Raw genomic sequence first — 16,713 nt, 5'->3', positions numbered from 1 at the left:
GAGATGTCTACGGCCGCTTCGCGCCCCGGGAGCCAGGTCCCGACGAGCGTTTCGGGGCCCAGGGGCGGAGCCCATGCCACGCGGCGGAGCCTCATATGGATGCTGCGGGGAGGGGCGGGGTGGGGAAAGATCCACGGCTCTACCGGTTGTACGCGGGCATCGGCCCCCGCAGCCGCGCCCCCACCTCGTCGCACGCCGCCGCCACCTCCACCGGAAGGAGCCCCGCCGCCGCGGCGGCCAGGTTGGCGCGGAGGTGCTCCACACGGGAGCCGCCGAGCAGCAGCGCGTCCACCCCCTCCCGCCCGAGCAGCCAGCGCAGCGAGAGGTCCACCAGCGGGATGCCCGCCTCCTCGGCGATCCCGGACAGGCTCCGTACGGCCTCGAAGAGCCCGGCGTCCCAGTAGCGCCGCCGGTACATCTCCGCCACCCGCGAGTCGCCGAAGCGCCCCGACTCCGGCCGCTGCTCAAATGCATGACGCCCCGTCAGCAGACCGCCGCCCAGCGGGTTGTAGACCATGGTGCGCAGTCCGCTGGTGGCCGCGTACTCCCGGTACTCCTCCTCGATCCGCCGCGCCAGCAGGTTGTAGAGCTGCTGGGCCACCACCGGGCGCGGCGCGCCGACCCGCTCGGCGGTGTGGGTGATCTCGGCGATCTGCCAGGCGGCGTAGTTGGAGACGCCGAGCGCGAGGATCTTGCCCTCGGTGACGAACTCGGCGACCGTGCCGAGGGTCTCCTCCAGCGGCGTGGCCCGGTCGGGCTGGTGCAGATAGAACAGGTCGACGTGGTCGGTGCCCAGGCGGCGCAGGCTGCCCTCGAGGGCCGCGCGCATCCCGCGCGCGGACAGCGGTGAGTGGCCGCCGGCGTCGGGGTGCGGCATACCGGCCTTGGTGGCGAGCACGATCCGGTCGCGGCGGCCGGGCAGCAGCTCGGCCAGGATCGTCTCGGTGGTGCCGCCCGCGTAGGCGTTCGCGGTGTCCACCCCCGTCACCCCGGCGTCCAGCGCGGTGTCCAGCATCGCGGCGGCGCCCGCGCGGTCCACCGTGTCACCGAAGGTCATGGTGCCCAGCACCAGCCGCGAGAGCCGCACCGGGATGCCCGGCAGGGCGACCCCGCCGGGGGACGCCTGGCTGGTGGTGTGGGTGTGCGCACGCGCGTTCACCGCGTCGCTCCTGGTTCCTGGTCGGTGGCGACGGGTTCCTGGTCGGCCGCGATGGACTCCTGGTCGGTCGCGATCGCGGACACGAGGGCGCGCGGTTTGCGTCCCCGCATGGTCATCGGGTCGAGCGCCGCCCGTCGCAGCGTCCGGGTGTAGGGGTCGGCGGGCGCGGAGAGCACCGTGCCGGTGGGCCCGGATTCGATGATCCTGCCGGCGCGCATCACCACCACCTCGGAGCTGATCTCGCGGACCACGCCGAGGTTGTGGGAGATGACGATGTAGGCGAGTCCCTGTTCGGTCTGGAGCTCCCGCAGCAGCTGGAGCACCTGGGCCTGTACGGAGACGTCAAGCGCGGAGGTGGCCTCGTCGCACACCAGCAGCTCGGGGCCGCTGGCCAGGGCGCGGGCGATGCCGATCCGCTGCCGCTGGCCGCCGGAGAACTCGGCCGGGCGGCGCTGGAGCGCACCGGCGGGCAGCCCGACCTGGTCGATGAGGGCGGCGGCGCGGCGGGCGCGTTCGGCCCCGGAGCGCATGCCGTTCAGCCGCAGCGGCTCGGCCACGATCTCCTCGGCCGTCAGATGCGGGTCGAGGGAGCCGTACGGGTCCTGGAAGACCATCTGCACCCGCTTGCGCAGCGGGCGCAGCCGCCGTTCGGGCAGGCCCGCGATATCGGTTCCGTCGAGCAGGATCCGGCCCCGGGTGGGGCGCAGCAGCCGGACGATGGAGCGGGCGATGGTGGACTTGCCGCAGCCGGACTCGCCGACGACGCCGAGCGCCCCGCCGGGCGGGACGGCGAAGCTGACGCCGTCCACCGCGCGGAAGACACCGCCGGCGACCGGGTATTCGACCACCAGGTCCTCGACGGCCAGCAGGGGTGTGGGGGTCACAGCGCCTCCTCGGCGACGGCGGCGGCGGGGGTCTCGTCCCAGGGGCCCAGGGTGGGCACGGCGGCGAGCAGATCTCGGGTGTACCGCTCGCGGGGCTGGTCCACGATCTGTTCCACCGGTCCGGACTCCACGAAACGGCCGTCGCGCATGACGTGGATGCGGTCGGAGACCAGCCGGGCCACCCCCAGATCGTGGGTGATCATCAGGATGCCGATGCCGGTGCGCTCCTGGAGCTCCATCAGCAGGTCGAGGACGCCCGCCTGGACGGTGACGTCGAGCGCCGAGGTGGGCTCGTCGGCCACCAGCAGCCGGGGCTCGGCGGCCAGCGCGATGGCGATGAGGACGCGCTGGAGCATGCCGCCGGAGAACTGGTGGGGGTAGGCGCCCCAGCGGGTCTCGGGGCGGGGGATCCGCACCCGGCCGAGCAGTTCGACGCCCTTGGCACGGGCGTCGGCGCGGGACATCCCCGGGTGGCGCAGCCGGAGTGCCTCGCCCAGCTGACGGCCGATGGTGTGCACCGGGCTGAGCGCGGTCATCGGGTCCTGGGGGATCAGGGAGACCCCGCGGCCGCGGATCCGCCCGGCGGCGGTGGCGTCGGCGATGACGTCGGCGCCGAAGATCCGGGCCGTTCCGGAGAGGACGGCGAGCCCTTCGGGCAGCAGCCGCAGCAGCCCCATCGCGGTGGTGGACTTGCCGGAGCCGGACTCGCCGATGATGGTGACCGTCTCGCCGGGGCCGATGGTGAAGCCGACCCCGTCGACCGCGCGCACCACACCGCGGTCGGTGATCAGCTCGATCTGCAGGTCCTCGACCTCCAGCAGCGGGGTGCTCGTCGTGTCGCTCATCGGGAGGCCTCCGTCGTACGCCGTCGGGTGCGGTCGCGCAGTCCGTCGCCCAGCAGGTTGACCCCGACCACCAGCAGCACGATGACGAGGCCGGGCAGGGTCACCAGCCACCAGGAGGTGGTGATGTAGTCCTGGCCGTCGGAGATGATCCGGCCCCAGGTGGCGAATGGCCGCTGGGGGCCCGCGCCGAGGTAGCTGAGGGCGCTCTCCAGCAGCACCGCCTGGGCGAGCAGCAGCAGGACCACGAGCGATGCCTGACGGACGATGTTGGGGATGACATGGCGGGCCAGGATGGCGATCCGGGGCAGCCCCAGCACCTGGGCCGCGGCCACATACGGCTTCTCCCGCTCGACCAGCACCAGCGACCGGGTCAGCCGGGCCACCTCGGGCCACTGGGCGATGGCGATGACGCAGGTGATGACGGTGACGGAGGGGCCGAAGAGGGCCACCACGAGCAGCAGCATCATCAGCAGCGGCAGCGACATCTGGGCCTCCAGCAGCCGGGACACGACGGCGTCCACCCAGCGGCCGTAGTACCCGGCGGCGGCGCCCGCGACGATGCCGATGAGGCCGGAGACGACGACGGCGAGCACCCCGACCGTCAGGGACACCTGGCCACCGTGCAGCACCCGGGAGAGCACATCGCGGCCGAGCTGGTCGGTGCCGAAGAGATGGCCGTCGGTCAGCGGGGCGAGCCGGCGCCGGGAGAGGTCCTGGTCGCCCGCGCCGGGCAGGGGCAGCACCTGGGCCAGGGCCACGGGCACCACGACCAGCAGGGTGCACACCGCGCCCGCCCACAGCTTGAGGCTCGCGCTACGGCGGCGCCGGGTGGCGGTGGCGCGGGCCAGATCCCTGGCGGTGACCGCGCTGGGGCGGGTCCCGGGCCCGGCCTTCGCGGGGGCCGGGGGTTCGAGGGCGCCTTGCATCTCAGGCCGCCTTTCCCAGGCGTACCCGCGGGTCGAGCAGCGGGTACGCCAGGTCGATGAGGAGTTGGACGAAGACCGCCAGCGCGGCGGTGACCAGCACGGTCGCCTGGATCAGCGGATAGTCGCGGGTCTCCAGGGCGCGGACGACCAGCGAGCCGACCCCGGGCCAGCCGAAGACCACCTCGACCACCACGACACCGTTGAGCATCGCGGCGAACCGGGTGCCGAGCGCGGTGAGCACCGGGATGGCGGAGTTGCCCATGGCGTAGCGCCAGGTCAGTACGCGGGTCGAGACCCCGCGGGAGCGGGCGACGGTGACGTACGGCGAGGCGAGCGCCGCCACCATCTCCCGGCGGACCAGCCGGGAGATCAGCGCCATCTGCAGGATCGCCACGGTGACGGTGGGCAGGATCAGCCCGCCCCAGGTGGTGAAGCCGGATGCGGGCAGCACCGGGACGGCCACGGCGAAGAGGGTCAGCAGCATCACGCCGATCCAGAAGTCCGGCATGGACTGCCCGGCGATGGTCAGCACATTGGCGCCCAGCTCCCGCTTGGTGTCGGCGCGGCGGGCCATCCACACGCCGAGCGGCACGGCCACCACGGTGGTGAGGGCGATCGCGGAGAGGGAGAGGGTGATGGTGTAGGGCACCCGGTCCAGCACCACGTCCAGGGCGGGCGCGTGGAAGGAGTAGCTGGTGCCGAGGTCGCCGGTGAACAGATCGCGCAGGAAGAGCCCGTACTGGGTGAGCAGTCCGCGGTCGAGGCCGAACTGCTCCCGGATCCGGGCGAGGTCCGCGCTGGAGGGGTTGGGCCCGGCCAGGGCGGCGGCGGGATCGCCGGGGGCCATGCGGACCAGGACGAAGACGGTGGAGAGGGTCAGGAAGACGGTCAGAACGCTCTGGCCCAGGCGGCGTATCAGATAGCGCGTCACGGCTCAGCCCTCCAGACGCACGGCGGCGAGGTCGTAGGAGTTGAGCTGGAGCAGGCCCACGTCGCGCACCCGGGCGCGGCGGGCCAGCACCACATCGGGGACGAAGGCCCACAGGCAGGGGCGGGTGTCCCAGATCTGCTTCTGGACGGCGGCGAGCCTCTCGTTCCGCGTCTTCTCGTCCGTTTCGGCGGAGGCGTCGGCCAGCCGGGTGGCGATCCGGGGGAAGACATAGCCCTGGTAGGTGTCCCGGCTCTGCTCCTTCTCCGGAGTGCCGCCGTACATGCCCTGGAGGCTGGTGGAGGCGTGGCCGGTGGGGACCGAGAAGCCGTTGCCGAGGACGTCCCAGTCGCCGCGGCGGCCCTGCCGCCACTGCTGGATGTCGCCGCCCGGTTCGAACTGCTGGAGGCTGGCGCGGACGCCGACCCCGCGCAGCATCTCCAGCACGGCCTCCATCACCGAGGTGTCCGCGGGGAACTCGCCCGACTCCCAGATGATCTTCACCTTGAGATCGCTCGCGCCCAGCGCGGCGAGGCGTTTGCGGGCCTCGCCGGGGTCGTGGACGTAACGCCCGGTGCGTACGGCCCCCTTGAGGGCGAGCGGGACGACACCCTCGGCCTGCTGGGCCGAGTCGGTGAGCACATCGCGCACCAGGGCCTCGCCGTCGATGGCGTAGCTGAGCGCCTCGCGCACCCGGGCGTCGGCCAGCGGATGTCCGCGCGGTTTGCGGAAGTTGAAGAACAGCTGGTTGACGCGGGTGCCCGAGGTGCGGTCCAGGCGCACCCCCGGCAGGCCCTTGAGCTGCTCGGCGGAGTCGGGGGTGATGGTGTCGATGACGTCCAGCTCACCGCTGCGCACGGCGACGACACGGCTGGACTCCTCGGGCACGAAGCGCACCCGGACCCGGTCCACGGTGGGGTGGCGGCCCCAGTACCGGGGGTTGGCGGCGAGGGTGTACTCACCGGTGCCGGAGTTGGCCGAGGTGACCACGTACGGGCCGGAGCCCGCCCCGCCGGACAGCTCCTCGGGCCGGTTCCTGGCGGCCGGGCTGATCAGGATGTTGGCCATCAGCTGGTCGAGGATGGGCACCGGGCGCTTGGTGTGCAGCCGGAAGGTGCGCTCGTCGACCGGCTCGACGGTGGGCATCTCGGGGAAGAGGCCGACGATGAACGAGCCGTTGACGCCCGCGTACATCTTCAGCGCGGTCGAGACGTCCTTGACGGTGACCGGGGTTCCGTCGGAGTAGCGGACCCCCTCGCGCAGCCGCACCGTCCAGGCGGTGGGCTCGGTCATCTCGAAGCGGTCGGCGAGCACGAGTTCGGGGCGGAGCCCCTTGCCGATCCGGGTCAGCGCCTGGCGCACCGCGCGCTGCACGGTGACCGCCGCGTCGAACTGGTTGAGCTTGTTGTCCAGGCTGACCAGCGAGCGGTTCAGCCCGAGACTGATGGCGCCGGGCCCGGGGGCTCCGGTGGGCCCCGCGCACCCGGTGAGCGGGGCGAGGGCCATACCTGCTGAGGCGCCTGCTCCGAGGCGCAGCACGGACCGGCGGCTGAGGGCCGGAGCGTTGGGGATACGGGTCATCGTTGACCTCTCGGCGTTCCTGAGGCGAGCGACGTTCTGGGCGAGCGACCTGCTCGCACGACTCGTGCGGCGCCCGGATGAGGGCCGTACGGGTCGAAGTGTCGCGGCGGTCACCGTGACATGACTGCGCGCTTTACGCAATACTTCTCGCGCACTTCGCGCAACGTATGTCATCATCGGGGCCATGGAGACGATGCCCACGGTGTTGGGCCGCTCCGCCTGTCATGGTCATTCGAGGAGGTACCGGTGGACATGACACCCAGCCGGAGGCTGCTGGCCATCGCGGATGACCTGTCGGGCGCCGCGGAGGTGGCGGCCGCGGTTTGCTCGCGCACAACACGCAGTCGGGTGCTGCTCTTCGGGGGGCCGGGCGCTGCCGGCATGGCAACGGCCCTTCGCCCCCGCCATGTCGGCGAGGCGACCGTCCTGGACCTGGATTCCCGGTACCGCCCGGCGGCGGAGGCGGCGGAGGCGGTCCGCGGGGCGCTGCGGATGTCCTGGCCGGACGGGGGCGGACAGGACGCCTTGGGCGCGCAGGACACCCTGGACACCTCGGAAGCGCTGGACACCTTCGTCCTGAAGAAGATCGACTCGCTGCTGCGGGGCAATGTCGGCGCCGAGATCGCAGCGCTCGCGGAGGACGGGGCGGGGGTGGTGCTCGCCCCCGCGCTGCCGATCGCCGGGCGCGTGGTGCGCTCGGGGGTGGTCCACATCGGCGGAGTGCCGCTCCACGAGGGCGACGCATGGCGCGCCGAGGCCGTCCCCCCACCCGCCTCGGTGGCCCAGGCGCTCGGCGGCCTGCCGACCGACCTGATCCCGCTCACGACCGTACGGTCCTCCCGCCCCACCCTGCTCACCGCCCTGCGCGCGGCCGCGACGGCGGGACGGGTGGCCATCTGCGACGCGGAAACGGACGCGGATCTCAACGCGATCGTCGAGGCATCGCTCGCGGACGGCCCCGGGATGCGGCTGGTCGGCTCGGGCGGCCTGGCCCTGGCAGTGGGCCGCCACCTGGCGACGGCGCCTCATGCCACGGCGGCCCCGGCCACCGGGAGCCCGGCCACCCCCGACCCCACCACGGCCCCGGCCGCGGCCGGAGGCGGGGTCGCCACCCCCGCCCCCGCCAAGGCTGCTCCCGCCGCCACGAGCCCGGCCGTGCCCGACGCCGAACTGGTTGCGGCCGCCGCGGCGGCAGCGCCATCCGCGAGCGCCGGAACCGCCACCGACGCGACTACGGCTCCGACCGCCGCCATCCGGGGGACCCCCGCCACCACACCAACGGGGGCAGCCGCACCGGCAGCCGGGGCGGCGACGCCCTCGGCCCGCACCGGACCCACCTCCGACACCCCCACAGCCCCGGCCGCCACCGCGAGCCGGGCCGCCACCCCCGCCACCACACCGGCGGCAGGGGCCGCCGGAACGGCAACGCCCTCGGCGGGCGCCGGGCGGCCCGTGCTGGTCGTCGTGGGCACGGCCGAACCCGCGGCCGTTGAGCAGGTCCGGCGGCTGGTCGAGGACGGGGCCATCCATCACCGGCTACCGCTCGCCGGGCTGCTGTCGGACGGTCCCCCGGTGCGGCTGCCCCCGATGACGGACCCGGTCACGGTCGTCTCGCTCGCCCCGCCCGGCCCCACGCCGCCGACGACGGACACCGCCCCCATCCCGTCCCCCCGTCCCGCGCACGAGGCCGTCGGCCCCGACACCACAGCGCCCCCAGCGCCCGGCCCCCGGCGCGCCACCCCGCCAACGTCCGGCGGCGGGACCGACCGCACAGGCCCGGAGAGGGCGGCGGGCGCCGGGCCGGGGCCCGTGTCCGGGCGGCGGCTGGTGCTCGGGCTCGCCCGGGCCATCGGCGCGGCCGTCGCCGCGCACGGCGGGGCCGTCGACCTCGTGCTGACCGGTGGCGAGACGGCGCGCCGGGTGCTGGACGCGCTGGTGGTGAACGAGCTCGACCCGGTCGGCCAGGTGCACCACGGCGCCGTCCACCTCCGCACCCCCGACGGGCGATCCGTCGTGACCCGACCGGGCAGCTTCGGCGATCCCGACTCCCTGCGCCACATCGTCCAGGCGCTGCGCCCCCACCCGACCGAACGGAAGGTCACCTCATGAACTCCTCCCCCCACCTCGCCCCCGCCGGGGCCGCTGGTGCGGACACCGGTCCCGCCCCGCTTCCGCTGATCGCGGTCACCATGGGCGACGGCGCGGGCATCGGACCCGAGGTGGTCGTCCCCGCGCTGCTCGACCCGGACACGCTGCGGCGCTGCCGTCCGGTGGTCGTCGGGGACGCGGAGCGGCTGCGGCAGGCCGCCCGGCTGCGCGACATCGCGTGCGAGGTCGTCACCGTGGCCGCGCCCGGCGAGGCGGCGTTCACCCCGGGCCGGATCAACGTCATCGACCTCGGGCTGCTCCCCGCCGAGCTGCCCTGGGGCGAGCTCTCCCCCATCGCCGGGGACGCGGCGTACCAGTACATACGGACCGCCGCCGAACTCGCCATGAACGGTGCGGTGCAAGGCATCTGCACCGCACCGCTCAACAAGAAGGCGCTGCACGCGGGCGGCCATGTCTTCCCCGGCCACACCGAGCTGCTGGCCCATCTCACCGGGGTCGAGGAGGTGTCGATGATGCTGGCCACCCCCACGGTGAAGGTCATCCACGTCACCACCCACATCGGGCTCATCGACGCCGTGCGGAGGATCGAGCCCGGTCTGGTCGAGCGCACCGTGCGCCGCGGCCATGAGGCGATGGTCCGCGCCGGCACCCCCGAACCGGTGATCGGGGTGTGCGGGATCAATCCGCACGCCGGTGAGAACGGCCTGTTCGGCTACGGCGAGGAGGAGGAGAAGATCGTGCCCGCGCTGGAGGTGCTGCGCGCGGACGGCATCGACGCCCGCGGTCCGCTCCCCGCCGACACCGCCTTCTTCCTGGCCGGGCGCGGGGACTACGACCTGATCGTGGCGATGTACCACGACCAGGGACACGGCCCGGTCAAGGTGCTGGGCCTGGAGGCCGGGGTCAATCTGACCGTCGGCCTGCCGGTCATCCGCACCTCCGTCGACCACGGCACCGCCTTCGACATCGCGGGTACGGGCACGGCCGACGCCGGTAGCATGATCGAGGCGCTGCGGCAGGCCGCCGAGATGTCGCCGTCCCCCGCCCGCTGACGCGGAGAGCGCGGAGAGCCACGTCAAGGAACGCGAGGCCCAGCCCACGGTGAAGAACGCGAAAGACATGCCGGTGAACGGAGCGCGCGCCCGGCGCGACCAGATCGTCCACCTGGCCACGACCACGGGTCTGACCAGCGTGGAGGAGCTGTCCCGCACCTTCGGGGTCACCGCCTCCACCATCCGCCGCGACCTCGCCCAGCTCACCGCGGACGGTCGGCTGGCGCGGACGTACGGCGGGGCGATGGCCCTGGTGGCCCACCCGGAGGCGTCGCTGCGCCAGCGCACGGGCGAGGCGTTCGAGGCCAAGCGGGCCATCGCGCTCTGGGCGGCGTCGACGGTGCGCGCCGGGGAGACGGTGCTGCTCGACGCCGGGTCGACCGTCGGCGCCCTCGCGCATGAACTGCGCACCGCCGAGGGGCTCACGGTCGCCACGACCGGGCTCACCGCGCTGCAGGAGCTCGCCGATGTGGAGACCGTGCAGGTGGAATGCCTCGGCGGTACGCTCCGCCCGCTGAGCCAGAGCTTCCTCGGCCCGCTCGCCGAGGCCGCTCTGGAGCGCATGACCTTCGACCGGGTCTTCCTGGGCGCCGACGGGGTGACGGCCGAACACGGCATCTGCGAGGCGGATCTGCGCCAGACCCGTCTGAAGGAGCTGATGGCCCGCCGGGCGGAGGCGGTGTACGTCCTGGCCCACTCGGCGAAGATCGGCCGCCGACCCTTCCACACCTGGGTACGGCTGCCGCCCGGCTGGACTCTGGTGACCGACGGCGACGCGGACCCCGAGGAGATTCGCGCGCTGCGCGCCCAGGGGGTCGAGGTCACGGTCGTCGAGGGCGAGTAGCCCCTGCCTCCCTGGGCCCCTGCCTCCCTGGGCCCCGCCTCCTTGGGCCCCGCCTGCCGGGGCCGCACACCCATCGCGCGTGAGCCGCGCACACCATGCGCGGTCCGCGCACTCGTCGTACGTAGGATGTGGGTGAGCGATGGATGGTCCGCATTTCCGTTTCCCGGATCCGGATCAGGAAAACGTCGCATGGCGACAGCGACCGCCGAGACCATGCGTACATCCCAGGGGACCGGGGCACCCGCCCCGGAAGTGACGTGGCCACCAGCCCAAGAGCTTTGGAGGACACCGTGGCACGGCAGACCGACCCGACCCCCATCCACCCGACGCTGCGAGAACCCGGGCCGCCGTCTCCGACCCCGTCGCCCGGTCCGGGCGGACCCGAACCGGGTCCCGCACCGGGCCCCGTGCCCGGACCGCCCCCGGGTCCGCCGCCCGATCCGATTCCCACTCCTCCGCCCGAGCCGCCGCCGAGCCCCACCCCCGGCCCCACGCCGGACCCGTCCCCCGACCCGGTCCCCAGGCCGCCGGGCCCGGACCCGGTGCCGGACCCCTCACCGGCGCCCGGCCCCTTGACCCGGTGAGTCCTTGGCCCGGTGAGTCCCTTGACCCGGTGAGTCCCTTGACCCGGTGAGCCTGTCGACCCTGTGGGCTCACCGGGTCGGTGAGCGCCCGGGTGGCGTAACAGCGGTGGGTGCCGCGGCGGCCGGGGTGAGATCGTCGGACGGAACCGGACCGGCAAAGGAGAAGCAGATGGCCACCACCGCTCCGGCCCGCCCCGTCCTCGAACCCGCCGCCGCGGCGTTCGCCGAGGCCACCGCCAAACCGCCGTATCCGTACCAGGTGACGCCCGCCGAGGGCCGTCGCACGCTCGACGAGGTGCAGTCGGGCGAGGTGCCCAAACCCGAGGTGGACGAGGAGTGGATCAGCGTCGGGGGAGTCCCGGCGGGTGGCGTCAGGGCGCGGATCGTGCGCCCTCCGAAGGCCGTCGGCACCCTTCCGGCGATTCTCTACATCCACGGCGCGGGCTGGGTGTTCGGCAACGCCCACACCCATGACCGGCTGGTCCGGGAGCTGGCGGTCCGGGTGGGCGCCGCGGTCGTCTTCCCCGAGTACGACCTCTCCCCCGAGGCCCACTACCCGGTGGCGCTGGAGCAGAGCTACGCGGTGGGCCAGTGGATCGTGGCCCACGGCGAGGGCGCGGGGCTCGACGCCTCCCGGATCGCGGTGGCCGGGGACTCGGTGGGCGGCAACATGGCCATCGCCCTCACCCTGCTCGCCAAGGAGCGCGGCGATCTGCCGCTGGTGCGGCAGGTGCTCTTCTACCCGGTGACCGACGCCGCCTTCGACACCGGCTCCTACGAGCAGTTCGCCGAGGGCTACTTCCTCACCCGTGAGGCGATGAAGTGGTTCTGGGACCAGTACACCACCGACCCGGCGCAGCGCTCCGAGATCACCGCCTCCCCGCTGCGCGCCACCCCCGACCAGCTCGCCGGGTTGCCGCCCGCCCTGGTCATCACCGGCGAGGCGGATGTGCTGCGCGACGAGGGCGAGGCGTACGCGGCCCGGCTGCGGGAGGCCGGGGTGCCGGTCACCGCCCTGCGGATGCAGGGGATCATCCATGACTTCCTGATGCTGGACGCGCTGCGCGACACCCGGGCCGCACGGGCGGCGCTCACCCTGGCCGTGGACACCCTGCGGGACTCGCTGGGCACCGCCTGAAGAACCCCGCGCCTGAAGAACCACCGCCCCGGATGCCCCGCCTCAGGCGCCGCCCTTCGCCTGCTTCGCCTGCCGCTTGAGCTCCTGCTTGTGGGCGCGGACCTTGTCCAGCGACTCGGGCCCGATGATGTCGGCGACCGAGCGATACGCGCTCTCCTCGCCGTACGCCCCGGCCGCCTCGCGCCAGCCCTCCGGCCGCACCCCCATCCGCTTGCCCAGCAGCGCCAGGAAGATCTGCGCCTTCTGCTTGCCGAAGCCGGGCAGCTCGTTGAGCCGCCCGAGCAGTTCCTGGCCGGAGGAGACATCGCGCCACAGGGCGGTCGGATCGCCCCCGTAGTGCTCGGCCAGATACCGGCACAGCTGCTGGACGCGCCCCGCCATCGAGCCCGGGTAGCGATGCACGGCGGGCTTCTCCGAGAGCAGCGCGGCGAACCCCTCGGGGTCGTGGGCGGCGATTTCCTGGGCGTCCAGGTCGTCCCTGCCCAGACGCCGCGCGATGGTGTACGGACCGGAGAACGCCCATTCCATGGGCACCTGCTGATCGAGCAGCATCCCGATCATCAGGGCCAGGGGATCGCGCTGGAGCAGGGCGTCCGCCTCGGGCTGCTGGGCGAGACGAAGGCGTGCGTTCATCCCGTGTGGATACCCCACCACAACCGGAACGAAGCGCCTTAAACCCGTATACCACCCAAAGGCGCTCACACCATCACCAATTTGGTCGAATTGCGAGGTGTTAGGGCCCATGCGAATCTGGTGGCGACCGCCGTGACATCGGACCACGGAGGCGAGTGACCATGTCAGCAACCGCGACTCGCCAACGACGCCATGACGACACTCCCGACACCGGCGGTGCCTTCCTGCGTCTGTCCCGGCTCCCGTCCGGGCCCGAACGCGACGCGCTGCGCGAGGCGATCATCTGCGCCTGGCTGCCCGTCGCCAAACGCCTGGCGCTGCGCTTCCGCAACAAGGGCGAGAACATGGAGGACCTCACCCAGGTCGCCTCGCTGGCCCTGGTGAAGGCCGTCGACCGCTACAACCCCGACCTCGGCCACGCCTTCCCCTCCTATGCGATCCCCGTCATCACGGGTGAGCTCAAGCGCCACTTCCGCGACTATCTGTGGACGCTGCACATCCCCCGCAACATCCAGGAGGTCCGCTCCCGCACCCGCTCCGCGCGCGACGCGCTGGAGCAGGAGCTCGGCGGGCGCACCCCCACCATCCACGAGATCTGCCTGCGCACCGGTATGCCCCAGGAGGATGTGAAGGCCGGTCTGGAGGCCAGCGCCTCCTGTACCCCGCTCTCCCTCAACGCCGCCGTACAGGGCGCCGAGGAGCGGCTGCTCGCCGAGACGGTGGGCGCGGACGACGCCGCGATCGAACGCGTCGTCAACCGCGAGGCGCTGCGGGTGCTGATCGCCGAACTGTCGGAGCAGGACCGCTACGTGCTCTATCTGAGGTTCTTCGCGGGGCTTTCGCAGAGCCAGATCGGTGAGATCCTGGGCTTCTCCCAAATGCACATATCCCGCAGGCTCTCCCGGCTCTACAGCGAGCTGCGGCAAGGGCTCATGGCCTACGCCTAGCGACAGCTGGTCGCCCAGCGGCAGCCCGTCCGCCCAGCGGCGGCACCAGCCCGCGCAACCCCCGGCAGGAGGTGGCCGATGCGCTCCGAGACCGCCCGTATCGCCGCGGACGACGCCATGCTCGTGGGCGATCTGGCCCTTCCCGAGCAGCCCATCGGCGTCGTCGCGTTCGCCCACGGCAGCGGCAGCTCCCGGCACAGCCCGCGCAACCGCGCGGTGGCCCGGGTGCTGCAGGACGCGGACCTGGCCACCCTGCTGTTCGATCTGCTCACCGAGGCCGAGGAGCGGATGGACGCGATCACCGCCGAGCTGCGCTTCGACATCCCGCTGCTGGGCCGCCGGCTGGGGGCCGCGGTGAACTGGCTCGACGGACACCCGGCCACCTCCGGGCTGCCGGTGGGACTGTTCGGCGCCAGTACGGGCGCGGCGGCGGCGCTGACGGCCGCCGCGGAGCGGCCGGAGCGGGTGGCGGCCGTGGTCTCCCGCGGCGGGCGGCCCGATCTCGCGGGCGGCGCGCTGAACCGGGTGCGGGCGCCGGTACTGCTGATCGTGGGCGGTGACGACCACGAGGTGCTGCGGCTCAACCAGCAGGCGGCCGCCATGCTCGCCGCCCCGCAGGAGATCCATGTGGTGCCCGGGGCGAGCCATCTCTTCGAGGAGCCCGGCACCCTGGAGCAGGCCGCCGAGGCGGCGCGCGACTGGTTCGTACGGATGGCCAAGCGCCCGGCCCGGGGCGGCAAGCGGTGACGCATGGCGGCTAAGCGGGTCAGACGTAGTCCGCTACGGTCGTCGGCCGACTGCGGCGCCGTCGTGGCTGGTCGCGCCCGCGCGGCGGAGCCGCACATCGACACAGCCCCGCGCCCCTTCGGGGCGCTGCCCGCATCGCGACACTTCCAGCGGAGCCCTTAGCGGCTACGGCCCCGGGGCGGACCCCAGCACCTGCCGCAGATCGTAGGAGACCGGCTCCTCCAGCTGGTCGTAGGTGCACTGCGGGGGCTCCCGGTCCGGCCGCCAGCGCCGGAAGCGGGCGGTGTGCCGGAAGCGGCGGCTCTGCATGTGGTCGTAGGCCACCTCGCACACCCGCTCCGGGCGCAGCGGCACCCACGACAGGTCCTTGACCCCGGTCCAGCGGCTGGGCGCGCCCGGCATCCGCCCCTGGGCGTGGGCCTCCTCGCGCGCCCAGTCGGCCCACGGGTGGCCCTCGACGGTCGCCATGCGCAGCGGCTCCAGCTCGGCCAACAGCTCCTGGCGGCGGCGCGCGGCGAAGGCGGCGCTGACGCCCACGTGCTGGAGGCGGCCGGTGTCGTCGTACAGGCCGAGCAGCAGGGAGCCGATGCCCTGGCCGGACTTGTGGACGCGGTACCCGGCCACCACGCAGTCCGCCGTGCGCTCGTGCTTGACCTTGACCATCACGCGTTCACCCGGGCGGTAGCGGAGGTCGGGGCGCTTGGCCACGACGCCGTCGAGCCCCGCCCCCTCGTATGTCTCGAACCACTGCCGGGCCACCTCGAGATCGTCGGTGCAGGGGGCGAGGTGCACCGGGTCCTCGGCGTGGCGCAGCGCCTCGGTGAGGGCCGCGCGGCGCTCGCTCTGCGGGGTGTCCAGCAGTGAGGCGTCGCCGAGGGCGAGGAGGTCGAAGGCGACGAAGCTGGCCGGGGTGTGCTCCGCCAGCATCCGCACCCGGGAGTCGGCGGGGTGGATCCGCTCCAGCAGGGCGTCGAAGTCCAGCCGCCCCTCCCGCACGATGACGATCTCGCCGTCCAGGACGCAGCGCGGCGGGAGGTTGGCGAGCAGCGCCTCGGCCAGCTCGGGGAAGTAGCGGGTGAGCGGCTTGGTGGTGCGGCTGCCGATCTCGATCTCGTCCCCGTCGCGGAAGACGATGGCCCGGAAGCCGTCCCATTTGCCCTCGTAGACCATCCCGGGCGGGATCGTGGCCACGGCCTTGGCCAGCATCGGCTCGACGGGAGGCATCACCGGAAGGTCCATGACCTCCGATTGTGCTCCTGTGGCGGGCCGGGCGCCCGCCGGGAGGCGGCCCCGGGCGGGCGGGCCTAGCGTGTCCCTATGGGAGAGTCGGTGGAGCTCACGGTCGGCGGTCGCACGGTGCGGGTGACCAACCCCGGCAAGGTGTACTTCCCGGAGCGCGGGTTCACCAAGCTGGACCTCGCCCGCTACTACCTGGCGGTCGGCGAGGGCGCGCTGCGGGCGCTGCGGGACCGGCCGACGACGCTGGAGCGCTATCCGGACGGGGTGGACGGGGAGTCGTTCTTCCAGAAGCGGGCCCCGAAGAACCTCCCGGAGTGGATTCCGACCGGCCGGATCTCCTTCCCCAGCGGGCGGCACGCGGACGAGATCTGCCCCACCGAGACGGCCGCCGTGGTGTGGGCGGCGAATCTGGGCAGCCTGACCTTCCATCCGTGGCCGGTGCGGCGCGGGGACACCGAGCACCCCGATGAGCTGCGGATCGACCTCGACCCGCAGCCGGGCACCGACTACGAGGACGCGGTGCGGGCGGCCGGAGAGCTGCGCGAGGTGCTGGACGAGCTGGGGCTGCGGGGGTGGCCCAAGACCTCGGGCGGCCGGGGGCTGCACGTCTTCGTCCCGATCGCGCCGGAGTGGACCTTCACCCAGGTGCGGCGGTCCGCGATCGCGATCGCGCGGGAGCTGGAGCGGCGGGCTCCGGAGCGGGTGACCACCAAGTGGTGGAAGGAGGAGCGCGGCGAGAAGATCTTCGTGGACTACAACCAGACCGCCCGCGACCGCACCATCGCCAGCGCCTATTCGGTGCGACCCCGCCCCCATGCCCCGGTCTCCGCGCCGCTGCGCTGGGCGGAGGTCCCCGACGCCCGGCCGCGCGACTTCGACCTGGCCACCATGCCGGTGCGCTACCGCGAGCTGGGCGATGTGCACGCGGACATGGACGAGCACACCTTCCGTCTGGAGGCCGCGCTGGAGCTGGCCGCGCGGGACGAGCGGGAGCACGGTCTGGGCGACCTCCCGTATCCGCCGGAGCATCCGAAGATGGAGGGCGAGCCGAAGCGGGTGCGGCCGAGCCGTGCCAAGAAGTGATGACCGGATCCTCG

Annotated in this window: 15 protein-coding genes; 7 read left to right on the top strand and 8 right to left on the bottom strand. The window is 73.4% G+C overall.

The features are described from left to right. Window positions 1–139: 139 nt before the first annotated feature. From ACFXB5_RS13610 to ACFXB5_RS13585, 6 genes are read right to left on the bottom strand one after another with little or no spacing between them, the layout of a single operon-like run. The gene (locus tag ACFXB5_RS13610; protein ID WP_385206544.1) at window positions 140–1,159 is read right to left on the bottom strand and encodes an aldo/keto reductase; all 1,020 of its coding nucleotides are present in this window, start codon (window positions 1,157–1,159) and stop codon (window positions 140–142) included. Then, a complete protein-coding gene (locus tag ACFXB5_RS13605; RefSeq protein WP_385206541.1) occupies window positions 1,156–2,043 on the bottom strand; it encodes an ATP-binding cassette domain-containing protein in 888 nt (295 codons plus the stop codon). The genes ACFXB5_RS13610 and ACFXB5_RS13605 overlap by 4 nt, the downstream gene beginning before the upstream one ends. Then, window positions 2,040–2,888 carry an ABC transporter ATP-binding protein gene (locus ACFXB5_RS13600; RefSeq protein ID WP_201848354.1) on the bottom strand — a complete coding sequence of 283 codons (849 nt, stop codon included), beginning with the start codon at window positions 2,886–2,888 and terminating at the stop codon, window positions 2,040–2,042. The genes ACFXB5_RS13605 and ACFXB5_RS13600 overlap by 4 nt, the downstream gene beginning before the upstream one ends. Next, complete coding sequence (locus tag ACFXB5_RS13595) at window positions 2,885–3,814, bottom strand: ABC transporter permease (protein ID WP_385206538.1); 930 nt, start codon at window positions 3,812–3,814, stop codon at window positions 2,885–2,887. Before ACFXB5_RS13595 ends, ACFXB5_RS13600 begins: the two co-directional genes overlap by 4 nt. A gap of 1 nt (window position 3,815) precedes the next feature. Further along, window positions 3,816–4,745: an ABC transporter permease gene (locus tag ACFXB5_RS13590; RefSeq protein WP_201848357.1), complete on the bottom strand. Its 930-nt coding sequence runs from the start codon at window positions 4,743–4,745 to the stop codon at window positions 3,816–3,818. A gap of 3 nt (window positions 4,746–4,748) precedes the next feature. Continuing rightward, window positions 4,749–6,323 (bottom strand): ABC transporter substrate-binding protein, encoded by a 1,575-nt coding sequence (locus ACFXB5_RS13585; RefSeq protein WP_385206535.1) that lies wholly within the window; start codon window positions 6,321–6,323, stop codon window positions 4,749–4,751. 252 nt (window positions 6,324–6,575) lie between these two features. On the opposite strand from ACFXB5_RS13585, the gene ACFXB5_RS13580 reads away from it, so the two are divergent. The 4 genes from ACFXB5_RS13580 (at window position 6,576) to ACFXB5_RS13565 (ending at window position 12,050) form a co-directional block, all read left to right on the top strand. Continuing rightward, the gene (locus tag ACFXB5_RS13580; RefSeq protein ID WP_385206612.1) at window positions 6,576–8,432 is read left to right on the top strand and encodes a four-carbon acid sugar kinase family protein; all 1,857 of its coding nucleotides are present in this window, start codon (window positions 6,576–6,578) and stop codon (window positions 8,430–8,432) included. Continuing rightward, entirely contained in the window at window positions 8,429–9,484 is a 1,056-nt protein-coding gene (gene pdxA, locus ACFXB5_RS13575; RefSeq protein ID WP_385206532.1) for a 4-hydroxythreonine-4-phosphate dehydrogenase PdxA, read from the top strand. The genes ACFXB5_RS13580 and pdxA overlap by 4 nt, the downstream gene beginning before the upstream one ends. A gap of 67 nt (window positions 9,485–9,551) precedes the next feature. Beyond that, on the top strand, window positions 9,552–10,328 hold the full coding sequence (locus ACFXB5_RS13570) for a DeoR/GlpR family DNA-binding transcription regulator (RefSeq protein ID WP_201848362.1): 777 nt from the start codon (window positions 9,552–9,554) through the stop codon (window positions 10,326–10,328). A 753-nt stretch (window positions 10,329–11,081) separates the two neighbouring features. Beyond that, a complete protein-coding gene (locus ACFXB5_RS13565; protein ID WP_385206529.1) occupies window positions 11,082–12,050 on the top strand; it encodes an alpha/beta hydrolase in 969 nt (322 codons plus the stop codon). 42 nt (window positions 12,051–12,092) lie between these two features. On the opposite strand, the gene ACFXB5_RS13560 is transcribed toward ACFXB5_RS13565, so the two are convergent. After that, window positions 12,093–12,683: an HhH-GPD-type base excision DNA repair protein gene (locus ACFXB5_RS13560; protein ID WP_385206525.1), complete on the bottom strand. Its 591-nt coding sequence runs from the start codon at window positions 12,681–12,683 to the stop codon at window positions 12,093–12,095. Window positions 12,684–12,844: 161 nt separating this feature from the next. Here ACFXB5_RS13560 and ACFXB5_RS13555 point away from each other — a divergent pair, with 161 nt between their 5' ends. Continuing rightward, window positions 12,845–13,630, top strand: coding sequence for a sigma-70 family RNA polymerase sigma factor (locus tag ACFXB5_RS13555; protein ID WP_059146221.1), 786 nt, complete (start codon window positions 12,845–12,847; stop codon window positions 13,628–13,630). A 78-nt stretch (window positions 13,631–13,708) separates the two neighbouring features. Further along, entirely contained in the window at window positions 13,709–14,377 is a 669-nt protein-coding gene (locus tag ACFXB5_RS13550; RefSeq protein ID WP_385206523.1) for a dienelactone hydrolase family protein, read from the top strand. A 165-nt stretch (window positions 14,378–14,542) separates the two neighbouring features. Here ACFXB5_RS13550 and ACFXB5_RS13545 read toward each other — a convergent pair whose 3' ends face one another. Next, window positions 14,543–15,616 (bottom strand): ATP-dependent DNA ligase, encoded by a 1,074-nt coding sequence (locus ACFXB5_RS13545; protein ID WP_385206521.1) that lies wholly within the window; start codon window positions 15,614–15,616, stop codon window positions 14,543–14,545. 78 nt (window positions 15,617–15,694) lie between these two features. Between ACFXB5_RS13545 and ligD the strand changes: the two genes are divergently transcribed. Then, the gene (gene ligD, locus ACFXB5_RS13540; protein ID WP_385206518.1) at window positions 15,695–16,699 is read left to right on the top strand and encodes a non-homologous end-joining DNA ligase; all 1,005 of its coding nucleotides are present in this window, start codon (window positions 15,695–15,697) and stop codon (window positions 16,697–16,699) included. Window positions 16,700–16,713: the final 14 nt, after the last annotated feature.

Source organism: Streptomyces sp. NPDC059455 (assembly GCF_042750115.1).
GTDB classification, from domain to species: domain Bacteria; phylum Actinomycetota; class Actinomycetes; order Streptomycetales; family Streptomycetaceae; genus Streptomyces; species Streptomyces endocoffeicus.
This window is presented reverse-complemented; position numbering and strand designations above follow the sequence as displayed.